The organism is Nostoc sp. (assembly GCF_036917675.1).
In the GTDB taxonomy this organism is placed as follows: domain Bacteria; phylum Cyanobacteriota; class Cyanobacteriia; order Cyanobacteriales; family Nostocaceae; genus Nostoc.
Genome location: NZ_JBALCT010000016.1, coordinates 116,939 through 136,308, shown reverse-complemented (window position 1 = coordinate 136,308; position 19,370 = coordinate 116,939). Strand labels below are relative to the sequence as shown.

Here is a 19,370-nt window from a genome sequence, read left to right as displayed (position 1 = left end):
TTACTCAATTTATAAGGTGATATTTTTTGCTCAAAAGAGCAATTTACAAAAAACTCTCATACCCAGCAGCATCGTCAAAATTCCAAAGTTCTCCTCCAGATGGATAAGGTATTTGCACCCATTTGCCAGCAAATTTTTCCCACCATCGGGGCGGGTGCGGTAGAGTAGCAACTTGGATGTAGGCACATCCACAAAGTAATGCTCCCACAAAATCAGTATGTAAACTATCACCAATAACGAGTATGTGTTTTGCTGGTAACCGCATATGAGCTATTGCCTGTCGAAATGCTGGAGGAAAAGGTTTTTTAGCGGGACTGAGCGCTGGAATATCAAGACGATGAGACCAATATTTGACGCGATAGCGACGTTTCCCATTTGAGAGGATAAAAAATTGCAATCCGGCTAACTTTGCTTGTGTAATCCAATCTTCTGCACGAGGAGATAGGTAGCGATCGTCTTCAGAAATAATCGTGTTATCTAAATCAAGAACGATTCCTTTAACACCACAAATCTTGATTTTCTCAATTTTTATTTCAGCTAGTGTATGGATACGTCGTGGAAGCCGATGGGGTTTCTCCTTGATACCCAATTTAGGCCACTTCATCAAAAAAGATTTGAAATTTTTCATCCGCAAAGTACCGAAAATTCTGCCATTAGCGCATTTACCAGATTTATTTGATCAGCCCTTGATGTTTGAGTAAGAGAATCAGAAAGCAAGTGAACACCCAACCGATGACAGTTAACAGAATGGGCAAATCTTTCAACAAAACTTCTTCTGGTCGCTCACTACGTCCACCTTGCTCAATAGTGTCGTCATTGTAACTGGCAATTCCTTGGGGATCACTCAGTAGTTGATAGCGAAAAATTCCATACAAAACAAACGGCAAAGTCAGTAGCATCAAAGATGTGGGTGCCCCATGTAGATAAGGACCCGCACTCCAAAGAGCATAAGTAACAACCGTGCTAGTGGTGACAACATTTTCCATGCGATCTAGCAGAGGCAAGGAATAGTATTTGAGGACAGAGCGAGGCTTGTTGCCTTTAATTTTTGCTAATCGCAGTTCTGCTTTGCGCTTTTCAATACCCAAAAATAGGGCTAGCATCGCAGTGCAAAGTAAAAACCAAGCTGATAAAACAATGCCGGTAGCAGCAGCACCGGCATAGGCTCTTAGAACAAATCCGGTAGCGATCGCCCCAACATCTAAAATCACCATCCGTTTGAGTCGCAGATTATAGGCGATCTGCAACAGGGCGTATCCAGTTATCGCTCCACCCAACTGGGGCGATCGCAACCACGCAAAAATCAGAGCGCCACCTAATAGCACCAATGCCATACCACTAGCAACACGGATGCTGACTAATCCGGCGGCAATTGGCCGCTTACACTTCACAGGGTGCTGACGGTCAGATTCAACATCTGCAATGTCATTGATTAAGTAGAAGCCACTTGATGCACAGCAAAATAATATGAACGCTAATAGGCTACCTAGCAGAGATTGCAGATTGATGCTAAATGCAAACAATGGCGCTGCAAATACCACCAGGTTTTTTGTCCATTGTCGCGGTCGCATGGCAGCTAAACAGTACGCCGACTTCTTGGAACTAGTTGCTATAGCAGTTAAAGATTTTTCTACTACTGAAGTACGCCGAGAGTCCATAAGTATGCCTGTCGCCTCCCTATGTCAGGAGAATTAGATTGAAGAACTTTCCCAGGTTTTATTAAAATTTCTCTTAGTAAAATTACTTACAACTTTTTACCTAGCTGATAGTACCGTTGTTGATTAATATTTTGATATAAAAAAATACATTTTTATACAATCTTTATTTAAACTTTATTCAATCTTTATCTAAAAACTTATACTGAGTAAATTATGTCCAGTGATAGATAATCATAGACATATCGTTTTTTGTAACCGCGTAATTAGTAGAATAATAGGCTACATTTTCAATACTTAGGCAGAGGTGTTATACTGTTATAAGAAAAAACTTCAATATCACTTAAGTTACAAATGAGGTAGTTAGCAGAAGCTATCTAGCACACCAATTTTTAAGAAATTGGCTTATTTATCTCATCTCAAAAAATTTTAACTATAGACCTAGTGGACGGTCTTGATGTCCGTTAAGCTATCAATAGCTTGTAAACCTTAGAAAATTAGACAATTAGCGAATGATAATTTTATGGAAAGAAAAATGTTTTAATTTTGTATGAAAGCTTCAACAAAACTCACAGATGTTTTTTTAAGCGATTTCTCGGTTAAATCTATTAAATCTCTAATGATAATATTGCTATGAATGCACATAGAGGATCTGCTGTGCTCAGTTCTGCGACTTTCAAAGTGCAACCATCTGCAACAGGACTAACCAATAATCATCGCCTGCGGCTGTTTTCTGGCTCTGCCAATATAAAACTGTCTCAAGAAGTCGCTGGTTATGTGGGCATGGATTTGGGGCCAATGATTCGCAAAAGATTTGCGGATGGTGAACTTTACGTTCAAATCCAAGAATCGATTCGGGGTTGTGATGTCTATTTAATCCAGCCATGTTGTCAACCCGTGAATGATCATTTGATGGAATTATTAATTATGGTTGACGCCTGTCGTCGAGCTTCGGCGCGACAGGTAACGGCAGTAATTCCCTACTACGGCTACGCCCGCGCCGATCGCAAAACGGCAGGACGAGAGTCAATAACCGCCAAGCTGGTTGCTAACTTGATCACCGAAGCAGGTGCCAACCGCGTTCTAGCAATGGATTTACACTCGGCTCAGATTCAAGGCTATTTCGATATACCCTTTGATCATGTTTACGGTTCGCCAGTATTGCTGGATTATCTAGCAAGCAAACAATTGCCCGACCTGGTGGTTGTTTCCCCCGATGTTGGTGGTGTAGCGCGAGCTAGGGCCTTTGCAAAAAAACTGGGTGATGCTCCACTGGCGATTATTGACAAACGTCGTCAGGCACATAATGTTGCCGAAGTGTTAAATATCATCGGCGATGTTAAAGGCAAAACGGCAGTGTTGGTGGATGACATGATCGACACTGGGGGCACGATCGCGGAAGGGGCGCGATTACTGCGTGAAGAAGGAGCGCGTCAGGTATACGCCTGTGCAACTCATGCGGTGTTCTCTCCACCGGCGATGGAGCGGTTATCCAGTGGCTTGTTTGAGGAAGTGATTGTCACAAATACGATTCCCATACCAGAAAACAATCGTTTTCCCCAGCTAGTGGTGCTGTCAGTAGCTAATCTTTTAGGAGAAACTATCTGGCGGATTCATGAAGATACTTCAGTCAGTAGTATGTTCCGCTAGCCAATAAAAGATTGTCATTCGTGTTACAGGCGTAAATTACCCACACTGTCCTCTTGATCGGGCACAGTGTGGAATTTTAGTTATAACGAAAGCTAATGTACTTGTACAAGGGTGTCAATAATTGACCGATTCAGAAGTTACTGATTTTATTCTCAATAAGTTCAAGGATTTTTAGGAACAACTATTTCCCAGACATAGGCTGGTCAACGGTTTTAAAGTTTAAAGTGGTTAACTCACTCCCCTTCACCCAGTCGCGTAGCGCGAATGCTACTCATACCCCACTTCTAGGAACACCAGCACAGGTTAATGCTTGTTGCAGGTGAGCAGAAGATGGATCTGCAAATAACTCAATTTTTCCTTGGGCGTTACGATGCCAACCTGTAGCTTGGACGAGAGTTTCTGGAGGTGCTGGTATTTGTACCGTCACTTCCCCAGTTTTGCGGTATGCCGAGATATCGCGCACATCAGACCAAGTGCGTAGGCGTAGCCCGTCGTAGACATGGCTCCTCACTTGCTGAGTTGGATTTTGCAGTATTCCACCCCTTCCCGTTGCTACAAAACTACTGCCTTGACTACCCGCGCAGCCTGTAGCAATTTGGTGTGATGAGTCGGTAACATTTTCTGGTAGTTCTACTAAGCCAGAATTTGGATCAACGCCGATGGTATTGACTTCAACTGTACCGTTAATACCAAATTGGGAACTAGCCGTGATGTCGTTTTCGGGAGTCAGTTCGGAACGATATTCTAGACCGAAAATACCCTGAGTTGTAATGTTAATATTACCACCCCGTCCTTGTACTGCGTTAGCAACAATGTCACTATTTTCTAAGCCCAGAATGATCGGTGAATTGATGAGAATGTTGCCACCGTTACCCGTACCACCTGCGGTTGCAGTAATTTTGCTACCATCACGCATAAGTAAGGTATGAGCTTGCAGATTAATACTGCCACCCTCGCCGGATTTAGTAGTCGCTGTAATGCTACCAGAGCGATCGAGAAAAATAGTATCCGCATACAGGCTGAGGTCTCCAGCCTTACCCACGCCTTGATGATCAACTCCAACAATAGCGCCATCCGTGATTTGCAAACGGGAGGTATTGAGGATCAAGTTGCCTGAGTTGCCAGTCGGAAAAGCCGGTAATTTAAATAACTTCTGAAAAGCTGGGGAAAGTATTTCAGCTCTGGCAGCAATGCGGCTAGATGTTCCAGATATTGCGCCCCTGCCACTCACATCAATCTCATTGGGTACATTAATATACAAAGAACCTGCATTACCCACCCCTAACGTCGTGGTCGAGACAGAGCCTCCATCCTCCACGTTCAGCCTGGGAGTATTGATGGTCAATAGACTTGCGTTTCCCCGGTTTAAGGTTGTCGCCAGCAATGAACTTGGAACAAAGGAGCTTTCTCCAATCACCTCGATCAGTTCAGAGGCATTGATCGTGCTATTGCCGGAAGTGCCAACTCCGATACTGGCCGTGAGTAGCGTCGCACCATCTTCAACCGTCAATCGTTTCGTTGTGACTTGGATATCACCTCCACTTCCAGAACCACCGCTAATTGAGGCGATCGCACTGTTAAAACCTGGATCGATCGATGAATTTCCGCGAAGCTGAATCGAATCGGCGTTTATAGAGACATTTCCCCCGACTCCAGTACCAAAGGCTTGAGAACCAATTCTGCCTCCATCTTGCACCAATACCTGGGGAGCAAAAACCACCATCTTGCCTCCAACACCGTTGTCTATGTTATTGGCTTGCAAAACGCTGTTGGGAAATCCATAGGTGCCAACTCCCTGTACCTCCAATGACTCACTGGCATTAACCCCGATGTCGCCGGAAGCTTGACCTCCCTTACTGATTAACAGACCCACAGAACCATCATTGAGGCTAATATCTCGACCAAATAAGTGAATAGAACCCAAGCGTATTGGGTTAAAAGCCCTACTTTTTCGTTAGTCCACGGAGGAAGACGAAAGTTTGTGTAGTAGCGACTTCTAGTCGCCGAATACTTTTCAAACATCCTCTTAACGATACAGCCAAACCCGGAGTAGTGAAAGCAGTTGCTCAGTATCTACAGGTTTGGTGATGTAGTCAGAGGCTCCAGCTTCGATGCACTTTTCGCGATCGCCTGGCATGGCTTTAGCAGTTAAAGCAATTATTGGTAGTGAGCGAAACTGTTGTTGCTGGCGGATGGCGCGGGTGGTTTCGTAACCGTCCATTTCCGGCATCATGATATCCATCAATACTATATTAATGTCAGGATTAGCTTGCAGCATCTCGATGCCATCTCTGCCATTTTCGGCAAACAGTACTTGCATTTGATAGCTTTCTAAAAAGCTGGTCAGGGCAAAAATATTTCGCAGGTCATCATCTACAATCAAAATTTTCCGATTAGCCAGCACCGGGTCAGTTTGATGTAGTTGCTCTAGGATTTGACGCTTTGGTGGGGGCAAATTTGCTTGCACCCGATGCAAAAATAGGGCAGTTTCGTCTAACAACCGCTCTGGCGATCGCACATTTTTAATGATAATTGTCTCTGCTAGTCCCCGCAATTGGGTTTCTTCTTGTCGGCTAAGTTCTTTGCCGGTGTAAACGATGATCGGCAGTTTTAAAAGTCTGGGTTCAAGCTTAATCTGCTCAATTAGTGCAAACCCGCTCATATCGGGCAGACCGAGATCCAGCACCATACAATCAAAGTGATGCGATCGCAAAATCGAGAGCGCTTCTGCTCCCGTACCCACTGCTGTACTCTGGACATCACTATTACCAATCAGTTCAATAATACTTTGGGCTTGTACGGGATCATCTTCGACGATCAGGAGATTTTTTACCTGACGCTCAATAAAGCCTTTAATCTCAGTTAATACCTGAGTTAGCGCTTCTGGAGAAACGGGTTTTTGGAGATAGGTAATCGCTCCTAAGTGTAATCCCCGTTGCTGTCTTTCATCAACAGAAAGTATGTGTACTGGTATATGTCTAGTGTTTGCGTTATGCTTCAAACGATCCAGCACCGTCCAACCATCCATCTCTGGCATATGGATATCTAGCATAATCGCATTGGGTTTAAACTGTTGCGCGAGTGCTAGACCTTGTTTGCTCTGTAAAGAAACAATGGTTTTAAAGCCCTGCTCACGTGCCATATCTAGTAAGATGCGGGCGAATTTATCATCATCCTCGATAATTAGCAAAATGCGATCGCCCGGTTCAATTATTTCGCGATCGTCTGGGATTTCGCTGGGGAAGCTGCTAAGTATTTTCGCGGATGCAGAGGTATCCACAGTTGTGAGTCTATTTTCGACCATTGGTACTTCTTTAATAATCGATGCTGTGCGGCTAGAGGTGATTGGCTCTGGGGCTAGTGTGGTGAGAGTATTTTGACCATTCTTTTCCTGTCGGCTGGGCAAGTAAAGGGTGAAGGTGCTTCCCTGTCCTGGTTCGCTGACTAGTTCAATTCTCCCTCCCAACAGTTGAGCCAATTCGCGGCTGATGGACAAGCCCAAACCAGTCCCTCCGTATTTGCGGCTGGTGGTGCCATCTGCCTGTTGAAATGCCTCGAAAATAATCTTCTGCTTCTCGGCTGGAATGCCTATACCCGTGTCGCTAACTGCAAAAGCAATCATGGAATTATCAACTTCACCTGCCTCGGAAGACATGCTAATTTGTAAGTTCACGCCTCCCTCTTCGGTAAACTTAAAGGCGTTAGCTAAGAGATTTTTCAGAACTTGTTGCAGGCGTTTGGAGTCGTTAGAAATTGTCGAGGGTAACTTCTCATCCAGTTGAATAGTAAAATTGATTTTTTTATTCTGGGCAACTTCCCGGAAAGTCTGCTCTAGAGATGTCTGCAAATCTGCAAAAGGAATTTGCTCAATATCGAGCGACATAGTACCCGACTCAATTTTTGCTAAATCTAGAATGTCATTGATTAACTCCAGCAAATCAGTTCCAGCCGAGTAAATAGTCAGGCTATACTCAACCTGTTTGTCGGTCAAGTTGCTAAGAGAGTTATCTGCTAGCAGCCTTGCTAAAATTAACAGGCTATTTAGCGGTGTGCGTAACTCGTGGGACATATTTGCGAGAAATTCTGACTTATATTTGGAAGACAACGCTAGTTGTTCAGCTTTTTCTTCCAAAGACTGCCTCGCGCCCTCAACTTCTTGGTTCTTGCGAGCAACTTCTCGATTTTGAACTTCTAACAATTCTGCCTTTTCTTCTAGCTCCTCATTTAATTGTTGTAATTCTTCGTTAGACTGCTTCACAAGAAATTGTGATTCTTCCAACTCGTGCGCCTGTTCTTCCAGGCGTTGATTGCTCTGCTGTAGTTCTTCTTGCTGGGTTTGCAGTTCCTCTGTTAAAGTAACAGACTCTTCAAGTAGTTGCTGAGTTTGCACTTGTGAGGCGATGTTATTTAAAAATACACCCAGATTTTCACTCAATTGCTCTAGAAATCTCAGGTGCAATTCGTTAAAAGACCCAAAAGAGGCAAGTTCAATTACGGCATTCACCTGCGTCTCAAATTGTATGGGCAAGACAATAATATTTAGTGGGGGAGCTTCTCCTAAGCCGGAACTGATGCGGATATAGTCATTAGGAACTTCTGTAAGCAGGATTCTTTGTTTTTCTAAGGCAGATTGTCCCACCAGTCCCTCGCCCAAGCGAAACTGATTTGCCAGATTTTTCCGCTCTTTATAAGCATAACTACTCAACAACTTTAGTACAGGCTGGTCGTCTATTGAGTCCATCGTATAAAAAACGCCTTGGGATGCTCCAACCAGTGGTGCTAAATTTGATAAGATCATCCGAGACACACTTTCCAGATTTCGCTGCCCTTGGAGCATCTGAGTAAATTCAGCTAAGTTGGATTTTAGCCAGTTTTGCTCGTCATTTTTTTGAGTTGTGTTTCGCAAATTAACGATCATCTGGTTGAAGGTGCGCGTCAACACGCCAATTTCATCCAGGCGATCGCTATCTGGTAAACTCACCAATAAATCCCCATCCGCCAGCTTTTGTGCTAAATCAGAAACTCGCTTCAGAGGTACTGAGATATTTCGGGTCAGGATGAATCCGATCAAAGCCAAGATCAAAGAAAATAGAGGAATACTATAAACAATGCTAGCGATGGTTTCCCCAGCAGCTACTCGTGCCCTCTCAGAGCGCTGTTTCAGCAGTGTATTTTCCTCAGTTTTCATCGTCTGGATAACTTGGCGGATTTCACCCATTAGCTGCTTGCCTTGGTCTGTCAGAACGACTTTCTGAGAAGCTTCAAAACCTTGGTTCTGGCGCAAATCGATAGTTTCTTGAAGTTCAGCCAGCTTTTGAGCGATTAGTGGCTGTAAAATATCCAACTGCTGTTGTTGCTTAGGGTTATCTGCTGTTAACCTCTGAAGTTCCTTAACTTTTTCATTCAGTACTTGAGTAGCAGCCTTATAAGGTTCTAAATAGCTCTGTTTTCCAGTAATAATGTAACCACGTTGCCCAGTCTCAGCATTTGTCACTTGCAAGTTGAGGTCTTCAAGCTGACTTAACACTTGATAGGTATGGTTTTCTTGGCGCGAAGTTTCAATTAGATCATTGGTGCTTTGGTAGGAGATTAGACCAATCGTGGTCAGAGTTGCCAAACTCAGGGCAAAACTTACTCCAATTTTGGTTCCAATCTTCAAACGGTTCAACATTATTCTAGGCAGGTATTCAAATTATTTCTGTTTTTGAGACTATTCTGATTATGTTTTATAACGTTTCCTATTCTACTGAGGTACAGCTTAACCTCACCCCGATAAAGCTATACTTTATCTCCCCTCTCCTTACTAAGGAGAGGGGTTGGGGGTGAGGTTTTAATATGTATATGTACTTCATGCACCTGGGAACCGCTATAACTATCCAAAACAAATGTAGGATATTTCGTTTACATAGGATATATTTAGTTTTTCGCACGCCAAAGAAATATTATCATTTCTATCGTAATATATATATATATTTATAAATCTCATCTTATTTTCAATAATAAGTATAAGTAATTTTTTTTCTAGGCTTTACTAAAAAATGGTGGTTTTTATGAGTGCAGTAATTTCCCTAGCAATACCAAAACTCTGTCATCAAGAATTCAACACTCATTTAATATTACTAAATATAGTAGTTTTTCCGGTTTGATATGATATCAATGCCATTGGACATCACTATATAGATCAACCCTCTTAAGATTAACTTGACGTTTAATTAGAAGTTAGTAATAATCTGGCGATCGCTTCTAGCCGCATCAAGTTCAGATTTGCTATAAATCCGAAAATATTCAATGTTGTGGCTCTCTAAAATCGCTCTTGCACCTGCCATATAGATATCAGTACTATTTAGGACTAATAGGTAATTGCCAATAGTCACTTGATGCTCATAATATCTGGCTAGCTCGTCAGGAATTCCTAAAGTAGTGTAGTTATCTTTGGAACTGTTAATATCTACCTCACTCAGACCATTCAGGGTGTTTGTATCCTTAGCAATCACCGATACTTGACTCATCGGAAAGCCAGCAATTTTCAGTTCAATAAGCGCTCTTTGTGTGTCTTGGCGCGTGGAGAAAACACCAAGTGCATTCTTATAGCGACTATTTGGAGTCGAGTATGGCTGATAAATAACCCACTGTTGAATATTACAGCAATCAAAAACCCTCTTAGCTAGACGAATTTCTATATCTATCCCGGTTACTATTACTAAATAATAACCTTTGCAAACTAGATTACTATAACCTTGTGCTTGATCTTTAGGAATTCCTAAACCTAGCAACACATCACGCAAATCACCTGCGGTTGCATTGATCGCACCAGCTGCTAAAGTGGTAGCGATCGCTATTGCTTCTGCTCCAGCTATGATGACTCGGCCTATACCAGGAATTATCCAGAAGACTAAACCGACTAATAAGCTAGTAACGGCTCCAGCAGTATCTTCTGAGGATGTATTGCTAGTGCTATCTTTGACTTCAACACTAGCAATATCATTTTGTTCTTCTGCATCCTGTGCAATTACGGAAACTTTGTGCATTGGAAAATTAGCTGCTTTTAGTTCCTCAAGTGCCAATTGTGCATCCGAACACCTAGCGAAAACTCCTATAGTTCTTCGCTCTTTTTCTAATGTCATTTTATCGGTTTATTGCAGCTAGAAGTGATTCCCAAGAGTGTTAGCTAATTTGAGGTTATTACACAGCCCGACGAGTCAATAGACCCCAAAGGAAAATCAGTAGCATAGCCCCAAGAACAGCAAATAAAATACTTCCCAGGGAAAAAGCTCCTACAGATGCGGCGGCTGCTGAACTACTTCCTAGCAAAGTTTGACCCAAATAACCCCCGACAACGGCTCCAAGGATTCCTAAAACAATGGTGGAGAGAATACCGCCACCTTGGGTTCCTGGATAGAATAACTTAGCTAACGCACCTGCAATTAAACCCAAAACCAGCCAAGCAATAATGTTACCCATTGAATTTTTCCTTCGTGAAAATCTGCTTTGTTTGCTTTTGACTTTTTCATCTTAAAGTTTGCCGATAAAATTTCTGATCTATCTAGAGAACTAATAGCAAAAATCTTTAGATATCATTTTAATATTCGCCAGGTCGTCTTTGAGGATGAATATATGAATTAGTGAATTGATCAAATTAGAGAAACTTAAAAACCTTAAATAAAAAATTAATAAACCACCACCTGGGAAGCATTATAATAATTTGTCGCACCAAACTAGCTGATTGAATTTGCTGTTGTGTGTATCAAGTTGTAATCGGATGGTGGGTAAATCCCTTTGCATAACTTTAACGGCTTAAAGCTTTTCGGAGAAAGTAGTGAGAATAGTTCTTTTCCGATTTCTTTGATTGGCGTCCGTGCTATGTGCTTTTGCTGCTGCAAGCCTGGATTCCCTTTGTATGCCAGATGTTTTCCACCCATGATGTATCACTAGTAACATCTGCTTCCATGCTCCGATGATTACAAGCAAATGCAGATTTAGGTTGCGATCGCCTGATCAATTGAGCGGCTCAAAATGAAATGCTAAAGTGAATAATCAAGCTTTTTCAGAGCTACATTACCCTGATCACAGATAAAATTTATATATGAACGCTACACAAGAAAAACTAAAACTTCAGCTTGAGCAGGCTTTAGTCGCGGCTTTTGGGGCTGACTTCGCTGGATTAGATCCAATTTTGGTTCCTGCTAGCAATCCTAAATTTGGTGATTATCAGGCGAATGTGGCTTTATCCCTGAGTAAAAAATTAGGAAAGCAACCAAGAGCGATCGCAGCTGCGATCGTTGATAAATTAGATGTATCCGAAATCTGCGAACCACCAGAAATCGCCGGGCCAGGATTTATCAATCTGAAACTAAAAACGGCATACTTAGAAGCACAACTGAACGGGATTCAAGCTGATCCCAGACTGGGAGTTCCAGCCACGAAAACGCCCAAGCGGGAAATTGTGGATTTTTCTAGTCCGAATATTGCCAAAGAAATGCACGTCGGACACTTGCGTTCGACAATTATTGGTGATTCCATCGCCCGGATTTTAGAATTTCAAGGACACGATGTGCTGCGGTTAAATCATGTGGGTGATTGGGGTACGCAGTTTGGGATGTTAATTACTCATCTTCGTGAATTTGATTCTGAAAATAATTCCTTTTGGAATAGTCTATATTATGAGGCGGACAATCAACCGGGTTTCATTAACTCTCCCTCTATAAATATAGGAGACTTGGTTCAGTTTTACAGAGAAGCTAAGAAAGAATTTGATGAAGATGCTGATTTTCGAGAAAGATCACGTAAAGCAGTAGTAGAACTACAATCTAATGAGTTACCAGCAAAACACGCTTGGTTTTTTCTTTGTGAAGCTTCTCGAAAAGAATTTAAAGTAATTTATGAGTTGCTGGATATCAAGTTAACTGAACGGGGTGAATCTTTCTACAATCCCTTACTATCAAAAGTTGTGGAAGATTTAAATAAATCTGGGTTACTGGTAGAAAATCAGGGTGCAAAATGCGTTTTCTTGGAAGGGTTTACAAATAGAGAAGGTGAACCTTTGCCGTTAATTGTGCAGAAATCAGATGGCGGTTATAACTATGCCACAACTGATTTAGCATCACTCCGCTACCGGATTCAGCAGGATCAAGCAAAGCGGATAATTTATGTAACAGATGCTGGACAAGGAAACCACTTTGCTCAATTTTTTCAGGTTGCACGCAAAGCCGGATGGATTCCCGATGATGTGGAATTAGTGCATATTCCCTTCGGGTTGGTGTTAGGAGAAGATGGTAAAAAATTCAAAACTCGTTCTGGGGATACTGTGCGGTTGCGGGATTTATTAGATGAAGCTGTTTCTCGTTCCTATGCTGACCTAAAAACTAGATTACAAGAAGAAGAACGGCAAGAAACTGAAGAATTTATTAATGAAGTTGCTAGGGTAGTTGGGATCAGTGCAGTTAAGTATGCAGACTTAAGCCAAAACCGCACCAGTAACTACATTTTCAGCTACGACAAAATGCTGGATCTCAAAGGTAATACTGCACCTTATATGTTGTATGTTTATGCGCGGATTCAGGGGATTAGCCGCAAGGGTGATATTAACTTTAAAGAGTTGGGAAATAATGCCATTTTGTTGCAGCATGAAACAGAATTAGCGCTGGCAAAATATTTACTTCAGCTGGATGAAGTTATTAGTAGTGTAGAGCAAGACTTGCTACCCAATCGTTTATGTGAATATTTGTATGAACTGAGTAAAAAGTTTAATCAGTTTTACGATCGCAATCAGGGAGTTCAGGTGTTGGAAGCCCAGGAACCACAGCGAACATCTCGCTTGATTTTATGTGATTTGACCGCTAGAACCCTGAAGTTAGGATTATCTTTGTTGGGAATTCAGGTATTGGAGAGGATGTAATACTAATTCGTAATTCGTAATTGGTGGAGTTCGAAGAGGGCGTTTTATTGGAGGCGATCGCAAATGGTACGGACATCATCTAAAAACATAACTTTGGCGGAGTTTCTGATGCTACCAGAAACCAAGCCCGCTAGTGAGTATATCAATGGTGAAATTATTCAAAAACCTATGGCACAGGGAAAGCACAGTACAATTCAAGGTGAACTGATTATTTTTATTAATGCTGTCTTGAAACCCCAAAAAGTTGCACGATCATATCCAGAACTGCGGTGTACATTTGGTGGCAGATCAATTGTCCCGGATGTAGCGGTATTTACTTGGGAGAGAATACCTCGCAAAGAAGATGGCAGGGTAGCAAATTTATTTTCAGCATCTCCCGATTGGACTATCGAGATTCTATCACCCGATCAAAGACAAACGAAAGTTACAAAAAATATTTTACATTGCCTGAATTATGAAACACAAATGGGTTGGCTGATTGATCCAGAAGAACAAACTGTATTTGTGTACATCCGCAATCAACAGCCCGTCATGTTCGATGAATTAGAAGCTTTACTTCCTGTGCCAGATTTTGCAACTGAGTTGAGGTTGACAGTAGGAAATTTATTTGGTTGGCTGTTGGAGTAAACCAAACCCTGACGAATTGAATCAGGAAATAGAGCAAATGCAACAGGTTTTATGGGTAGGAATCGGTTGTAAACGGGGAACCTCATGGCAGTTGATTGATCGGGCGATTGAGCAAATATTTCGAGAAAATCAACTTTTTCAAAGTGCGATCGCAGGGATTGCTAGCATTGACACTAAAGCCTCGGAAGTTGGTTTAGTAGAACTTTGCAACCTCCGCAATTTGCCCCTAAAAACCTTTTCTGCCCAAATCCTTCGCTCTGTCTGTGTCCCCAACCCTGCCACAATTACCGACCACAAAGTAGGTACACCTAGCGTAGCAGAGGCAGCTGCTATTCTTGCAGCATCTCAACTCACAGCGTTGACTGTTTTCCCGTTTACAAGCATAGAGGAATTGCGGGTGAGCTTCTTAGTTCCTAAACAAATTTTCCAGTTACAAGGGCAACCAGGAGCGGTAACGCTAGCTGTTGCCCAAGCCTCAAATATGAGTATTACAATTTACTAATTTTTCTAGTCAACAACTCTTAACAAATAGTTAATTATGCTAGAAACAACTGCTAGCACAATTGAACCTAACAAAGCCGGTAGAAAGCCCTGAATCTCAAAACCATAACCAGGAGTTAGGGCACTTGCCAGCCAAAGGGTTAAGGCGTTGATCACTAATGTAAATAAACCAAAGGTGAGTAAGGTAATCGGAAAGGTCAAAATCTGCAAAATTGGTCTAATAAATGCATTAACCAGACCAATAACAAGAGCAGCAACCAAGGCAGTCAAAAAATTCTTGATAAAGAATCCCGGAACGATATTAGCAGTAATAAATAATGCCACTGCACTACCGAGCCAAGTTAATAAAAAGTGTTGCATAAGTTTTTTTAGATGAATTAGCCGTAAGTTTAATTAATTTCTGCTTGAGGTGTTCAATCAGATTGCTACTCATAATTTTATATACCCCCAATACTTGCTATTTTACCTGTTTTAGGGAATGAAGCAGCCGTACTTTTTGAGGGAATATACAAAAAAAAGCTGTTTCCACGCCCATGTCATCAAATAGATGTAACAGTAGTTAGCGATATATCATGCAAATGAGAATCAAGAGATTGAAATGGGAAACCTAAAGGTATCGGAAAAGAAAATCATGTAGTAATGAATCAGATGATCAGCGATCGCCCCATTTTATTTGAACCCAATCCTCAACGCAATGATGACTTTAGTTTGTCAGAGATGGTTAATCTGATTGCTGATACATTCGGCATTCAGATCCAACCACAGTATCAAGATACATTAAAGAAAAATCTTTTCACTCGCATTCGGGCGCTGGGATTATCCTCACTCAATGATTATTATCAGCTCTTGGTGGCAACAAATCAATTAATTCCCAGTACGGTAGAGTGGCAAGAACTAATCTCTTTACTTACTGTCACTGAAACTTATTTTTTTCGGGATCAGGGGCAGATGTCGCTGCTCAAAAATCAGTTGCTCCCAGAGTTGATCGAGCGCAAACGGGATCTGAGTTTAACTCACTACAACCCTGCCAATGGACAATTTTATCGACCGACATTACGGCTTTGGAGTGCAGGCTGTTCGACAGGTGAAGAAGCTTACTCACTTGCGATTCTGGTGAAGGAACTGATCCCCGACAATCAGGCATGGGACATTCTGATTTTAGGCACAGACATTAATCAATCCGCGATCGCCCTAGCTCAACAAGGAATTTACAGCGATTGGTCTTTTCGGACAATCACTCCAGAGATCAAAAGTCGCTACTTTCAATCACAGAAAAAAGGTTGGAAAATCGATCCTGCTATTGGAGCAATGGTCACATTTCAACCTGGAAACCTGATACAGGATAACTACCCTACTTACGCGTCCATGATTCACGATTTTGATTTGATTCTTTGTCGCAATGTGTTTATTTATTTTGACTTTAACGCGATCGCACAAGTTATAGATAAGTTTTACTGCTCTCTAGCACCGGGAGGGTTTCTGCTCACAGGTCACACAGAATTACACACACACAAAACTGAACCGTTTCAAGTCAAAAATTTTCCGCAATCTGCGGCTTATCAGAGGCATAGCGCACTCAACGAGAAGAGCAAAGACCTACATCCCCTAACTCCTGCTGCCAAATTTGAGAGCAGGGAAACCGAAATTTTTAACCCCTTTGTTCCAAGGTTGGGAACGGGCGGCGACGTGAGTACAAACACTCAACAAACCCTTTTAGATACAGCCAAGCAATCGCTAATTCCAGAAGCTGATGCCGATGTCACTCAAATAGCGAAACAACTGATTGCTCTTGCCCCTCAACACTTTCAGGCATATTGTTTGATGGCAGAAGCTTACGCAAATTTTGGCGATTACTCTCAGGCAAATCAGGCGTGTCAGCAGGCACTCCAGATCAGCCCATTGGCGATCGAACCCTATCATTTATTGGCTCAAATTGCCGAAGAACAAGGAGATCATGACAGTGCAAAATCCTTCTTAAAACGTATTATTTATCTTGCTCCCAGTTCTGTTAATGCTCACATAGAATTGGGTTTTATATATGAACGAGAAGGAAATACAAAACAGGCTCAAAAAATCTGGCGATCGCTTTTAGAAATTTTGCAAAGTCTACCCCCAGAGCAAGTGATCGATTTCAATAACCAGCAAACCACTGCCGAGTTAAAAGCACATGTTCTTAAGCATTTAAATTTAACCAATTATGAACGATCAATCCTACTTAATGTTTAAGCTTAATCACTCACGCTATGGCATTCCGGCTACAGCCGTGCAAGAACTCTTTTTTCTGCCAGAAGTGACTGCGATCGCCGAAAGTCCTAGCACAATTTTGGGCGTGATTAATCTGCGAGGGAAGTTTCTGCCGGTGATGGATTTATATCACCGCTTAAAACAAGCACGTCCCCCCTTTCAATTAACTGACAGCATGATTGTCCTAGAGTGGGAAACTCAAAGAATCGGAATCATCGTCAGTCAAGTGGATAGTGTGCAAGCGATCGCGGCTGATCAAATCACTGCCAATGTCTGCAATCAGTCAAAAGAGAGCTTGCCGGATGCATTGGTGATGGGCATTGCCAACGTTGAAGAAGGAATTGTGACATTGCTCAATCCAGAAATATTGGTGCAATACGCCCTTATAGAGACTACTTTCAATGCCAATTCTGATTTTAACAATAGCTCAGTCGATGATGCACTAAAACACCCATCTGATTCAGTCCTAAATCAAAACTTATATGATCATTTCGATTCCCAGGAGCGACAGATTTTTCAACAGCGAACTGAAACTCTCCGATGTTTGATCGCTGACGAAAATTCGGCTGGGCTTTTGGCTTTGGCTGTTGTGGGGTTGGCGGGGGAGTACTTCGGATTTAGCTTGGAAACGGTGCATGAGTTTACCGAGATTCACAAGATTACCCCGATTCCCTGCTGTCCACCACACATTGTTGGCAACATCAATTTGCGGGGTGAAATTGTCACATTAATCAATATCAATGATGTCGTTGATCTGCCCATGAATGCAGTGCGATCGCATCAGCATGCCGTTGTGGTTCGTCTGGATCAACGGGTGGCAGGCATTGCCGTCGATGACATTTTTGATGTGACGTATATTCATCCCTCCCAAATGACCACGACTCCAATTGCTCTGCATTCTGTCAAGGACGACTATCTCCAGGGTGTCGCACCCTATCGAGACCGGATGATGAGCATCATCAATTTGTCTAGACTGCTGACTTCAGAGGTGTTGGTTGTCAATGAAGAGGTTTAATAAGTGGTAATGAAAAATAAATTATCTAGTTCAGAAAGGGAATAGGGAACTCTTAACAGAGAAGGGATATAGCAATTTTAGTCCAATTAAAAAATAGCTATATCTAAATGGTAATAACGGCAATATCTGGAAATTATCAAACTCATTCACTGATAGAAGATAACAAAATGGAAAGTAAGCAAAATTGCAAATTGAGATATTGGATTTTTGGCGGGTATGCGGTTCCCATGCTGGCATTGTTAGTTTCTGCGGGGCTGATATTCATCAATATCAACCTAGTGATTCAGCGAGCGCAGAATTTAGTTTCTTCATATAACGTTAATTCAGCGATTAATGCCCTTGCCACAAATGTGCAAAGCGGTTCTAAGTCAGTTCGGGGCTATTTGTTAGAAAAAAATCAGACATCCTTTGACGAATACCAAAAATCTCAAAAAAGCTTCAACGAACTTTTGTCAAAGTTAATGTCGCTTGCCAGAACGGAGCAAGAGCGACAGTCGTTAACCAGGCTAGAGGGGCTGCTGAATAATTTGATGGTTGTCGAGGATGATTTGATTGCCAAAGTGAATCAGGGCAAAGTTCAGGAAGCTATTGAAACCTGGAGTCAGGAAAATGCCCGCAGTATGGTTGATGACCTGACAAGTGTGATCAATGAAATTCAGCGGCGAGAAGACCAGAATGTGATCACGGCTGCTAAACAACAGCAAGGAGCGCTCGATACGCTCAAGCTAACCATCCTGTCCGCGACTGGACTTTCCTTGCTGTTGTCAGTTTTGATTGGTATCTGGCTAATTAGCCGCACTGCTCGACGGATAAATGAATCAGCTAGTGCGATCGCCACCTCAACGGCTGAAATTGCCATCACCATCGAGCAACAAGAGCGCACTGCCAACCAACAGGCAGCTTCGGTCAGCGAAACCACTACTACAATGGACGAACTCAGCGCCTCTGCCCAACAGTCTGCCAAGCAAGCATCCACTGCCTCCACTAGCGCTCAACAGGTCTTAAATTTGGCAGATCAAGGCAATCAATCACTCACCCGTACCCTAGAAGGGATGGCAGCCTTGAGCCACAGAGTCAGTGCGGTAGCAGACCAAATGCTGCGCCTGACCGAACAAACCAAGCAAATTGGCACTATTTGCGGGTTGGTGAGTGACTTAGCAAATCAGACTAATATGCTGGCGCTAAATGCAGCAGTGGAGGCAGTGCGGGCAGGGGAACAGGGTAAGGGCTTTGCAGTCGTCGCCGCCGAAATTCGCAAACTGGCAGATCAAAGCAAGAAATCGGCTGAAAAAATTAATGTGCTAGTCAATGACATTCAATCCGCGATCAACTCAACCGTTGTGATGACGGATGAAAGCACAAAAACTGCCGAACAGGGTGCGGTAATGACTAAGCAGACAGTGGAAGTGTTCAGCAGTGTCACCGATGCCGTGAATCGGATGGTATTGAATATTCAGCAAATCTCGCTCAACGCCAATCAGCAAGCAATAGCGGTTCAGCAAATTTTACAGGCAATGAATGCACTCAAGAACTCTGCTAGAGAGACAGCCATCGGCATCAGTCAGACTCGCGTTAGCACTCACGAACTCAATAACGCAGCTTATAAGCTACAGAGTGTTGTATGAGAAGGGAGTCATCGAAGAGGAAAAGGGGCAGGGAATAGGGAGCAGGGGGAAAACCCCATAAATAAATTTAGTTGCTCTGAAACCCTTTTTACAGGGGAATTCCAGTATCTTTCTCCCTTGCTCAGTTCCCCCTCCTCCCTTTTCAGTCAATGGGGTGA

Annotated in this window: 14 protein-coding genes; 7 read left to right on the top strand and 7 right to left on the bottom strand. The window is 42.5% G+C overall.

Going from position 1 to position 19,370, the window contains the following annotated elements:
* Nucleotides 1-43: 43 nt before the first annotated feature.
* Nucleotides 44-604: a YqeG family HAD IIIA-type phosphatase gene (locus tag V7K31_RS05670; protein WP_335093102.1), complete on the bottom strand. Its 561-nt coding sequence runs from the start codon at nt 602-604 to the stop codon at nt 44-46.
* 67 nt (nt 605-671) lie between these two features.
* Nucleotides 672-1,658: a decaprenyl-phosphate phosphoribosyltransferase gene (locus tag V7K31_RS05665; protein WP_335093100.1), complete on the bottom strand. Its 987-nt coding sequence runs from the start codon at nt 1,656-1,658 to the stop codon at nt 672-674.
* Nucleotides 1,659-2,288: 630 nt separating this feature from the next.
* On the opposite strand from V7K31_RS05665, the gene V7K31_RS05660 reads away from it, so the two are divergent.
* On the top strand, nt 2,289-3,305 hold the full coding sequence (locus V7K31_RS05660) for a ribose-phosphate pyrophosphokinase (protein WP_335093099.1): 1,017 nt from the start codon (nt 2,289-2,291) through the stop codon (nt 3,303-3,305).
* Nucleotides 3,306-3,576: 271 nt separating this feature from the next.
* On the opposite strand, the gene V7K31_RS05655 is transcribed toward V7K31_RS05660, so the two are convergent.
* The 4 genes from V7K31_RS05655 to V7K31_RS05640 all read right to left on the bottom strand — a co-directional run bounded on the left by V7K31_RS05655 (nt 3,577) and on the right by V7K31_RS05640 (nt 10,766).
* Entirely contained in the window at nt 3,577-5,229 is a 1,653-nt protein-coding gene (locus V7K31_RS05655; protein ID WP_335093097.1) for an S-layer family protein, read from the bottom strand.
* A gap of 102 nt (nt 5,230-5,331) precedes the next feature.
* Nucleotides 5,332-8,976, bottom strand: a complete 3,645-nt coding sequence (locus tag V7K31_RS05650; RefSeq protein ID WP_335093096.1) for a response regulator — start codon at nt 8,974-8,976, stop codon at nt 5,332-5,334.
* Between the two features lie 541 nt (nt 8,977-9,517).
* A complete protein-coding gene (locus V7K31_RS05645; protein WP_335093094.1) occupies nt 9,518-10,429 on the bottom strand; it encodes a hypothetical protein in 912 nt (303 codons plus the stop codon).
* 58 nt (nt 10,430-10,487) lie between these two features.
* Entirely contained in the window at nt 10,488-10,766 is a 279-nt protein-coding gene (locus V7K31_RS05640) for a GlsB/YeaQ/YmgE family stress response membrane protein (protein WP_334692088.1), read from the bottom strand.
* A gap of 622 nt (nt 10,767-11,388) precedes the next feature.
* Here V7K31_RS05640 and argS point away from each other — a divergent pair.
* From argS to V7K31_RS05625, 3 genes are all read left to right on the top strand, one after another.
* A complete protein-coding gene (gene argS, locus V7K31_RS05635; protein ID WP_335093092.1) occupies nt 11,389-13,200 on the top strand; it encodes an arginine--tRNA ligase in 1,812 nt (603 codons plus the stop codon).
* 63 nt (nt 13,201-13,263) lie between these two features.
* On the top strand, nt 13,264-13,827 hold the full coding sequence (locus V7K31_RS05630) for a Uma2 family endonuclease (RefSeq protein WP_335093091.1): 564 nt from the start codon (nt 13,264-13,266) through the stop codon (nt 13,825-13,827).
* Between the two features lie 37 nt (nt 13,828-13,864).
* Nucleotides 13,865-14,329 (top strand): cobalamin biosynthesis protein, encoded by a 465-nt coding sequence (locus tag V7K31_RS05625; protein ID WP_335093090.1) that lies wholly within the window; start codon nt 13,865-13,867, stop codon nt 14,327-14,329.
* 5 nt (nt 14,330-14,334) lie between these two features.
* Here the strand turns inward: V7K31_RS05625 and V7K31_RS05620 are convergent, their stop codons facing one another.
* Nucleotides 14,335-14,688 (bottom strand): phage holin family protein, encoded by a 354-nt coding sequence (locus V7K31_RS05620; protein ID WP_335093089.1) that lies wholly within the window; start codon nt 14,686-14,688, stop codon nt 14,335-14,337.
* A 279-nt stretch (nt 14,689-14,967) separates the two neighbouring features.
* Between V7K31_RS05620 and V7K31_RS05615 the strand changes: the two genes are divergently transcribed.
* The 3 genes from V7K31_RS05615 to V7K31_RS05605 all read left to right on the top strand — a co-directional run bounded on the left by V7K31_RS05615 (nt 14,968) and on the right by V7K31_RS05605 (nt 19,212).
* Nucleotides 14,968-16,554, top strand: a complete 1,587-nt coding sequence (locus V7K31_RS05615; protein ID WP_335093087.1) for a CheR family methyltransferase — start codon at nt 14,968-14,970, stop codon at nt 16,552-16,554.
* On the top strand, nt 16,526-17,587 hold the full coding sequence (locus V7K31_RS05610) for a chemotaxis protein CheW (protein WP_335093085.1): 1,062 nt from the start codon (nt 16,526-16,528) through the stop codon (nt 17,585-17,587). The genes V7K31_RS05615 and V7K31_RS05610 overlap by 29 nt, the downstream gene beginning before the upstream one ends.
* A 167-nt stretch (nt 17,588-17,754) precedes the next feature.
* Nucleotides 17,755-19,212: a methyl-accepting chemotaxis protein gene (locus V7K31_RS05605; protein WP_335093084.1), complete on the top strand. Its 1,458-nt coding sequence runs from the start codon at nt 17,755-17,757 to the stop codon at nt 19,210-19,212.
* Nucleotides 19,213-19,370: the final 158 nt, after the last annotated feature.